Origin of the sequence: Pseudomonas sp. Sample_16, assembly GCF_004307665.1 — a bacterium.
Classification (GTDB): Bacteria; Pseudomonadota; Gammaproteobacteria; order Pseudomonadales; family Pseudomonadaceae; genus Aquipseudomonas.
This window is the reverse complement of sequence record NZ_RCOB01000075.1, coordinates 20,758-27,488: the sequence shown is the minus strand read 5'-3', so window position 1 is coordinate 27,488 and position 6,731 is coordinate 20,758. Positions and strand designations below refer to the sequence as shown.

Annotated in this window: 8 protein-coding genes; 3 read left to right on the top strand and 5 right to left on the bottom strand. The window is 58.7% G+C overall.

Features of this window, described 5'->3' with window-relative positions; translation table 11 throughout:
• The first annotated feature begins 29 nt into the window (after positions 1-29).
• On the top strand, positions 30-1,220 hold the full coding sequence (locus tag D8U69_RS11690) for an osmoprotectant NAGGN system M42 family peptidase (RefSeq protein WP_130904155.1): 1,191 nt from the start codon (positions 30-32) through the stop codon (positions 1,218-1,220).
• A gap of 77 nt (positions 1,221-1,297) precedes the next feature.
• Positions 1,298-1,525 (top strand): YheU family protein, encoded by a 228-nt coding sequence (locus D8U69_RS11685; protein WP_003199186.1) that lies wholly within the window; start codon positions 1,298-1,300, stop codon positions 1,523-1,525.
• Here D8U69_RS11685 and csrA read toward each other — a convergent pair.
• The 3 genes from csrA to D8U69_RS11670 all read right to left on the bottom strand — a co-directional run bounded on the left by csrA (position 1,514) and on the right by D8U69_RS11670 (position 3,069).
• Entirely contained in the window at positions 1,514-1,705 is a 192-nt protein-coding gene (gene csrA, locus D8U69_RS11680; RefSeq protein ID WP_056856483.1) for a carbon storage regulator CsrA, read from the bottom strand. The two genes, D8U69_RS11685 and csrA, sit on opposite strands and share 12 nt — an antisense overlap.
• Positions 1,706-1,856: 151 nt before the next feature.
• The gene (locus D8U69_RS11675; RefSeq protein ID WP_056856484.1) at positions 1,857-2,189 is read right to left on the bottom strand and encodes a YnfA family protein; all 333 of its coding nucleotides are present in this window, start codon (positions 2,187-2,189) and stop codon (positions 1,857-1,859) included.
• A 64-nt stretch (positions 2,190-2,253) separates the two neighbouring features.
• A complete protein-coding gene (locus tag D8U69_RS11670; protein WP_130907337.1) occupies positions 2,254-3,069 on the bottom strand; it encodes an SDR family oxidoreductase in 816 nt (271 codons plus the stop codon).
• Positions 3,070-3,354: 285 nt separating this feature from the next.
• Here D8U69_RS11670 and D8U69_RS11665 point away from each other — a divergent pair, with 285 nt between their 5' ends.
• Entirely contained in the window at positions 3,355-3,507 is a 153-nt protein-coding gene (locus D8U69_RS11665) for a DUF3309 family protein (RefSeq protein WP_130904157.1), read from the top strand.
• 60 nt (positions 3,508-3,567) lie between these two features.
• Here D8U69_RS11665 and D8U69_RS11660 read toward each other — a convergent pair whose 3' ends face one another.
• Together D8U69_RS11660 and D8U69_RS11655 are read right to left on the bottom strand one after the other, a co-directional pair.
• Complete coding sequence (locus tag D8U69_RS11660) at positions 3,568-5,667, bottom strand: LTA synthase family protein (protein WP_056856486.1); 2,100 nt, start codon at positions 5,665-5,667, stop codon at positions 3,568-3,570.
• A 436-nt stretch (positions 5,668-6,103) separates the two neighbouring features.
• Positions 6,104-6,709: an START domain-containing protein gene (locus D8U69_RS11655; RefSeq protein WP_130907336.1), complete on the bottom strand. Its 606-nt coding sequence runs from the start codon at positions 6,707-6,709 to the stop codon at positions 6,104-6,106.
• Positions 6,710-6,731: the final 22 nt, after the last annotated feature.

The window sequence follows — 6,731 nt, the reverse complement described above, 5'->3', positions numbered from 1 at the left end:
GATCAGTGCTCACCCCATCAGGAGTTTCCATGACCATCAAATACCCAGAACCCGACCTGACGTACCTGCAAAAAGTCCTGCTGGAAATGCTCGCCATTCCCAGCCCCACCGGGTTCACCGACACCATCGTGCGCTACGTCGCCGAACGCCTGGAAGAGCTGGGCATTCCCTTCGAAATGACTCGACGCGGCACCATCCGCGCGACCCTCAAGGGCAAGAAAAACAGCCCCGACCGCGCCGTATCCGCGCACCTGGACACCATCGGCGCGGCGGTACGGGCCATCAAGGATAACGGTCGCCTGACCCTTGCCCCTGTCGGGTGCTGGTCCAGCCGTTTTGCCGAAGGCAGCCGGGTCAGCCTGTTCACCGACAACGGCGTGATTCGCGGTAGCGTGTTGCCCTTGATGGCATCCGGGCACGCCTTCAACACGGCCGTGGACGAAATGCCGATCAGTTGGGATCACGTCGAACTGCGCCTCGACGCCTACTGCGCGACGCGTGCCGATTGTGATTCGCTGGGCATCAGCGTCGGCGATTTCGTCGCCTTCGACCCACTCCCGGAATTCACCGAAAGCGGTCACATCAGCGCCCGCCACCTCGATGACAAGGCCGGGGTAGCGGCGCTGCTGGCGGCGTTGAAAGCCATCGTCGACAGCGGTGAAGAATTGCTGATCGACTGTCATCCGCTGTTCACCATCACCGAAGAGACCGGCAGCGGCGCGGCGGCGGCATTGCCGTGGGACGTCAGCGAATTCGTCGGCATCGACATCGCACCGGTCGCCCCGGGCCAGCACTCCAGCGAACACGCCGTGAGCATCGCGATGCAGGATTCGGGCGGACCGTACGACTACCATTTGTCACGACATCTGCTGCGCCTGGCCAGCGATAACGACTTGCCCGTACGCCGTGACCTGTTCCGCTATTACTTCAGCGATGCGCACTCGGCAGTCACCGCGGGGCATGACATCCGCACCGCCCTGCTCGCCTTCGGCTGCGACGCGACCCATGGCTACGAACGCACCCACATCGACAGCCTTGCGGCCCTGAGTCGCCTGCTCGGTGCCTACATCCTCAGCCCACCGGTCTTCGCCAGCGATGCCCAACCCGCCACGGGGTCACTTGACCGCTTCAGTCATCAGATCGAGCACGACACCCAGATGGAAAGCGATACGCGGGTGCCGTCAGTGGACAGCCTGGTGGGACAGCGCAACGACAATTAGCGATCCTGCAGCAGCTCCTGCTGGTGATGTGTTGCCAACCGCCGTAGCATCGCGCCATTGATTGATCCGAGGTGCCTATGCTGATCCCCCACGACCAACTTGAAGTCGACACCCTCACCCGCCTGATCGAGGATTTCGTGACCCGTGACGGCACCGACAATGGTGATGACACGCCCCTGGAGACCCGCGTATTGCGGGTCCGCCAGGCATTGACCAAGGGCCAGGCGCTGATCGTCTTCGACCCGGAAAGCGAGCAATGCCAGCTCATGCTCAAGCACGACGTGCCCAAACATCTATTCGACTGATTTTTTCTGTTTGGGCAGCTTGCGCTTGATGCGCTCGTAAACCTCCGAGCGATGCACATTGACCTCTCTCGGCGCTTCGACACCGAAACGCACGTTATTGCCGTTGACGGCGACGACGCGTATGGAAATGTTGTCGCCGATGGAAATCAATTCGCCCACTACGCGGCTGAGTACAAGCATGGCCTTGGTCCTTTCAGGTTTACCGAACCTTGAAGATGCCCGGCGCAGGCTTGGCCTTCAAGGCAGTAGCGGCAATCCAGACTGAACCTACAGCCAGCGGCCAACACACTGACGGAAACGTCTTACAGTGCAGCGCAAAGCAAGGCCCGTTTCAGGAGGCGGAAAATCGCGGGCCGAACAGGATGATGCTGGCGCCAATCACGCATAACGCCACCCCGAGCCAGTCCGAGCCCAGCGGACGAATCCGTTCAACCACCGCCAGCCAGCCGATCGAGGCGATGATGTAGATGCCACCGTAGGCGGCATAGGCACGACCGGCATAGGTCGATTCAATGCGGGTCAGCAACAGGGCGAACAACGTCAGGCTGAGCAGCGCCGGCACGATCCACCAGACGCTTTTACCCTGGCGCAACCACATCCAGAAGGCGAAGCAACCGGCGATTTCGAACAGCGCGGCCAGGAAGAACCACAGATAGTTGAGCATGCGAACGTCTCATGAGAGTGGCCGATGGCGGCCACCCTAACGATGCCATCGCTCGCCGGCAAGTTCAGCCTGCGGTTTGCTTGGCCTTGGCGCGCATCTTGTCAGCCATCAGCGTCATTTCGTTGTAGAGCAATTGCGGGTTCTTCTGCTTCAGTGCCCAGGCCATACGACCCTGCTCGTGGGGCAGAATCATGAATTCGCCGGCACCGACTTGCTGATAGATGTAGTCGGCGATGTCAGCGGCGCTGATCGGCGAACTTTCCAGCAACTTGCCAACCTGGGCTTTCATGGCCGGGGTCGGACCACGGAAAGAGTCCAGCAAGTTGGTCTGGAAGAATGACGGACATACCACGTGCACGCCGACTTCCTGTTGAGCCAGTTCGATCAGCAGACTCTCGGACAATGCCACCACACCCGCCTTGGCCACGTTGTAGTTGCTCATGGCCGGGCCTTGCATCAACGCTGCCATCGACGCGATGTTGATGATCTTGCCTTTGCTTTTTTCCAGCAGTGGCAGGAATGCCTTGCAGCCCTTGACCACACCCATGAGGTTTATCGCGATCTGCCAGTCCCAGTCCTCGAGGGACAGTTCGCTGAAGAACCCACCCGACGCCACGCCTGCGTTGTTGACAATGACATCTATGCCACCGAGTTTCTCTTCGCAAGCCTGGGCGAACGCAGTCAGCTGGCTGTAATCGCGGACATCGCAACGCTGGATGAAACCGTCGCCGCCCGCTTCGCGTACCTGTTTCAGGGTTTCCTGCAGGCCGGGCTCACTGACGTCCGACAAGGCCATCTGCCAGCCTTCACGCGCCCAGCGCAGCGCGATTTCGCGACCCAGGCCAGAGCCTGCACCAGTGATCATCATGCGATTTTGCATAGCAAACAGCCTTGTTGTTCCGGGGAAGATGCGTCGAGTGTAGCGAAGGATATTGCGCGACCCACGCTCCATCAGATTGCTGAATGGCATGAGCAAACCGTCGGAAGGGCTGCATCAACTAACTAAAAAGAATTGGAATTGGCTTTGTTTCGAAAAACAGCAAAAAAACTTGGAATTTTCTTTCAAGCGCCATGGTCGGAAGTTTTAAGCGGCTCGAATTAATGGCATTCCCGCTGACTGATAACGGCAAAGTCATTCCTGAACTCTTACAGCAAGGAAACAGACATGGGCACAATTCTACTCATCATTCTGATTTTGTTACTGATCGGTGGTCTGCCGGTCTTCCCGCACTCCAGAAGTTGGGGTTATGGCCCGTCCGGTATCATCGGCGTGGTGTTGGTGGTGATCATTATTCTGTTGTTACTCGGCAAGATATGACGATTTAATCGGCAAAAAAAAGAGGCCTTTTCCAAGGCCTCTTTTTTATTGCGTCAGCGTTTAGTCCGGCGTGCCGTCCACCACACCAGCCGTGTTATCGATCAGGCTTTTGGTCGCTGTCTGCAGGAACGCTTCCAGCTTGGTCTTCAACTCGGCGGTGCGTGGTGCATCCGGTATAACCTCGGCGCGCGGTTTGGCGCCCAGTTCGTACTGATACATCTTCGGCGCCATGTCCTTGTCCTTCGGCAATACCAGAATCTGGTCAGCCGTGATGATGGCCGTGGTCTGTTCACTGCCGGACGGCTTGATCACGCCAAAACCGGTGTCACCTTCAGGCAGGTTGAGCAGGTCGCGGCCCCAGCACTGATGACGCACTTCGCCACCGAGACGCCCCATGATGGTCGGTACGATGTCGATTTGCGTACCCACTGTGTGGCTCAGCGTGCCGAACTTTTCCTGGATGCCAGGGGCAATCAGCAGCATCGGTACGTTGAAGCGCCCCAGGTCCATCTCGGTGATCTGCCGCTCGTTGCCAAACCCGTGGTCGCCAACGACGACGAACAGGGTTTCCTTGAAGTACGGCTCTTTGCGCGCCTGCTCAAAGAACTGACCCAACGCCCAGTCCGAGTAACGCATGGCGGTCAGGTGCTCGTTCAGGCTGCCACGATCAGTTACGGGTTCGACCGGCAATGGCGTTGGCAAGGCGTAAGGGGTGTGGTTGGACAGGGTTTGCAGCAACGCATAGAACGGCTTCTTGTCCTTGCCGTCCCGGGCTTTCAGCTCAACCAGACCACGGTCGAACATGTCCTGGTCAGACACGCCCCACGTCGGATCGGAGAACACCGGGTTGACGAAGTCGTTACGCCCGATGAAGTTGGTCATGCCCTGGTTGCTGAAGAACCCTGACTGGTTATCCCAGGCGAAGTCACCGTTGTAGACATAAACGTCGTCGTAGTCACGAGCGCTGAGCAACTGCGGCAAGCCCGACAACTTGTGGCTGCCTTCCGGGGTCTGCATCAGGTATTCGAAACCCGGCAGGTTGGGAAAGCACGCCATGGTGGCAAACATGCCCTGGTGGGTGTGGGTACCGTTGGAGAAGAAGCGGTCGAACAACAGGCCTTCCTTCGACAATTTGTCAAGGTAAGGCGTGATGTTGCCCGGGGCGCCCAAGGCACCCACCGAATGACCGGCCATGCTTTCCATCAGGATCACGACGACGTTCTTGATCGGCAGGGTCTTGTCGGTTGGCGGCGTGTAATCACGACGTACGGCGGCGGTTTCGCCATCCACCAGTTTGTCGTCCTTCATCACCAGCATGTCGCGCACGGTCTGCTGCGCCATGGGTTGCGGCAACGTGGCTTTCCAGATGTTGTCGCGATCCTCGGACATGCGGCTCTTCGCCGCCGCCACCAGGGAAAGCGTGCCGTTGAGGCCCAATTGGTTGGCAAAGTTGGAGTCGGTGGTGTACACATCGCCCCAGCGCATCGGCGGGCCTTGGCGCAAGGTGCCACGGGCTGCGACCACGCAGATCAGCAGGCAGACCACGAAGACCATGAGGCGTGCGTACCAAGGTGCAACCTGGCGCGTACTGATGCTGCCGCCGCTGAACGGGCCACGAGGCCGGGTCGCCCGGTCCGCGCCCTTGAACGCCAGGCTCAGGAGCCAGGTGCCAACGGCCCAGGCCAACAGGTAGCGAACCACCGGAAAACCATACCAGAGCATGCTCATCACGGTTTTCGGGTCTTCCTTCACGTACTGGAAGACCAGGCCGTTGAGGCGCTGGTGGAACTCTCGGTAGAAGTCCATCTCCATCAGGCCCAGGAACAACGCAATGCTGGACGCAATGGTCAGCCATAGGCGAAAGAACCCGCGTGCAGCCATGGCCCGCGCACTGAACAGCGCCAGGATCAACGGGATACTGAGGTAGACCACCAGCCGCAGGTCGAAACGCAGACCGTTGGAGAACGCTTCGACAAAGGTCGAGGCCGGTGTATCGAGGATCATTTCGCGGTTGTAGACCAGCAGCGCAAGGCGCAATGCGGAAAACATCACCATCATCACCAAGGCGCACAGCAGCGTGTAGGCCAGATGCGATTTGACGGTCGGTTGCAGCAGGCGACTCGAAGCTCGCTGCTGACTCAGGGCGTCCGGGATTGCCATGTCGTTTTAGGACCCATTGGAAGTTGAAGTTTCAAAGTACAGCGGCGCCTTGCCCTCTTTTGGCCAATTCCTGGCTCCGGGGCTTGCGCGGTGCGCAAATGTTGCACGATCAACGGCGGCAATGCCATTGATTACTCTTCTGTCATTTCGACGCGGGCGAATTGTCTTGGAGGCGTTGTGAAAATTTTGTGCAACGCATATCTGGAAACACAATAAAGGTTTCGAGCTGAATGCAGGCTGCAATGGCGACTGACGGGCTAATGACGTATTTCCTGTAGGAGCACAGCTTGCTGGCGATGGCGGAGTGTCAGGCATCATGGATGTTGAACGTGCCGCCGTCATCGCCGGCAAGCCGTGCTCCTACAGGTGTTGAGGTGGCCGCCGTTTTTGGGCTCGGCGCCCCCCCCTGCAGATCGGCGACAGCAAGCGCCGCGTTTTACTTCTCGGCGCGGGCCTTGAGATTTTTCAGCGTATTGAACGGCGCGTCCACTACGAACTTGTTCGCTACCATCGATGGAACGCTGCCTCCCGGCTCGGTGTGCACCTGGTAGGTCACTTCGATCTGATCACCCTTGGGAACGAATTTCCAGAAACCGTCGATCCTGGCGACGCGCACAAAGCCTTTTTCTTCAGGAAGATAGGTTGGCACGCCCTCGAGCTTGCGGGTCAGGCTGCCATCGGCACCTTCGATGGTGGTGACATGCAACACCGAGTCACGCGGGGTCACCGGCCATGGCGTATTGAATTGGGTGTAGGTCCAGCTCTGATCGCCTTCGTGCTTGAGCAACTTCTGGCTCTTGCACTCGTGAATCCAGGCGCAGGCACCCGGTACGTCTTCCTGCAGCGCGCGCAACTTGGCCATTGTGGTCTTCATCAGGGTCACACCCTGGTAGGCCTTGTAGTCGGAACCCGCCACTTCACTCAGGGAGACCTTGATGCCGTCTTCGTTCTTGGCGACTTTCCAATCTTCGGCCTGTGCAACCGAGGTGGCCAATACAGCCGTCAAACCACACAGCACAGCGATACGATGCAGCGAACCCATAATGTTATTCCTTATTGTTGAA